Annotated in this window: 2 protein-coding genes; both read right to left on the bottom strand. The window is 60.7% G+C overall.

From position 1 onward, the window contains the following. The coding region (locus Q4P21_RS11795; protein ID WP_303388963.1) for a CocE/NonD family hydrolase at positions 1–724 on the bottom strand (724 nt) is incomplete at its 3' end. A gap of 87 nt (positions 725–811) precedes the next feature. Continuing rightward, positions 812–1,570 (bottom strand): hypothetical protein, encoded by a 759-nt coding sequence (locus Q4P21_RS11790; protein ID WP_303388962.1) that lies wholly within the window; start codon positions 1,568–1,570, stop codon positions 812–814. Between the last annotated feature and the right edge of the window lie 457 nt (positions 1,571–2,027).

The following is a 2,027-nucleotide window of genomic DNA, read 5'->3' as shown; positions in this document are numbered from 1 at the left end:
GCCGGAAGTCGGTACTGATCCGGGCCACACGCTTGCTGGCTGCCTGCCAGATTCGACTGAATCCTTTCTCGGCGACGCCGCCCGGGGTCATGAAATCGCGGTAGATGTCGCTGAAGCCCTCCCAGGGGCAGATTGCCTTCAGGCTGGGCGGATGCAACGCCGCCGCCTTGTATTGCGAGATGGCCAGATAGGACACACCCAGCATGCCGACATTGCCGTTGGACCAGGGTTGGGCCCCCGCCCATTGGATCAGGTCGTAGCTGTCTGTGGCTTCTGCATCCGTGAACAGTGAACCGGTGCCATCGGAGGTGCCTGCACCGCGCTCATCCGCATTGATCACGGCGTACCCCTGGGCAACCCACCAAGCAGGATCCGGGGCCTCCCACCCGGTCAGGTCCGAGATCTGGATCGGCTCCGATTGATTCATGATGCGAAACTGCACGTTCAGCTTCCAGCCGCGGCGCGTCTTCGTCGGCACGGCATCCTTGCCATAGGGGTGCACGGACAAGATCACGGGGAAGGGCCCGGCCCCTGCCGGACGGTAGACGTTGACGCGCAACACGACGCCGTCACGCATCGGTACCGCCACATCAAGTTCTCGCAACACCTGTGCCGACGCGGGCACCACGGTCACCGGTGGGCGGATGGCGTTGCGGATACGCCGACGCGCGTAGGCTGCCCGGCCAGGCCGCCGCCAGGGCACATCTCGATTTTTGAATGTCATCTTGACCCCACTCTCAACCGGCGTGGCGGAAATGACATCGCAGCTACGTATGCTCAAACCCGCTTACCCATTTTACCGCTCGCGGTACTAGCTGATGGCGTACGTCAGCAGTGCAATCAGGGCATAGGCAAGCATGCCGTTGAGGATGTAGGCCAGTGTCTTCCAGCCTTCCCTCCCCAGCCGGCAAAGTAGTGCTCCCAGTGCGAGGACCAGGCCAAACAGCACCAGCGAAAGAACGCTGTCTTCACGTGGGTTCTCGAAGAGTCCGCCGCCCGCCCTCCAGATGCTCGAGCCGATTGCCAAGCCTGCACCGGCAATCCCGAGCACCGCCATTTCCCACCGGAGAAAGTTTCCGGGCCCGGCGCCCTTGGCTGGCAGTCCACCGCGAATGATTGCTTTGCGTTGCGGGTGAAACAACACCAGCGGTACACACAGAACTACGGTCATCACTACCGCTAGAAGCGTCATCTCAACGAGGCTGGTACCGGCCCAGAGGGCGGTAAACATGGAGGCCCAGGAACACATCAACAGCCCTGCAGCAAGCCAACTGACCAATCCCGAAACTCCCAGCGGGTGGACCAGCAGGATCAACGCAGCAATTCCAAAGGCAAATTGGAAAAGAGTGACGGCAGTATCCGGTACCAGAAACAAGTCAGCGTGCCTGTCCCAACCGAAGTCGAAGCCGTCGGTTTCCGTGTAGGGCATCCAAGGGTGGAGCATCTTCCGCCATTCCTCAAAGAAGATGAGGAAGAGAAATGCCACCAAGGCGGCAAAAGCTCGAAACGCCAACAACGACCAACTGAAGCGTCGACCTTTACGTGAGGTGCTGGCTGGCTGCGTCAACATGGGGGATTCCTAAGCTGCTATTGGCTGAAGAACATCGGCCGGGAAAGCTTGCCGAAGTGGGGGTGCTTCCATGCTCACGCAGGCGCGCCATGCCTGCCAGTGGACCAGGTCCCGGACACCCGGGCAATGCGCCCGGGTTACTTGGGACTCAGGACTCTTGCCTGGCAGGCGGCCCTGGCGAATTCGTCGCGGCCGTGACGCCCGGAAGGAAGGCCTCTATAGTGGGATATAGATCACATGCCCGTATTCCGCTGGCATGCCTTGTTAAAGGAGAAAGGGCAATGACGCCTAAATCTCAATCCATGGTTCCTTCAGGAGAAAATTCGACGTCGGAGCGAACCGTAGCTGCCGGGATGAGCGTGTGCGTGGAGGCCTCCAGTCAGCATCCTGCTGACTGGGGCAGGGCCTTGGCTACCGCCATCAGCCAGCTGGTCGAGCAGATCATTGACACCACCGG

The organism is Arthrobacter sp., from assembly GCF_030540645.1.
Lineage (GTDB): Bacteria > Actinomycetota > Actinomycetes > Actinomycetales > Micrococcaceae > Specibacter.
The sequence above is the reverse complement of the archived record's forward strand: the minus strand, read 5'-3'. Positions and strand labels throughout refer to the sequence as shown.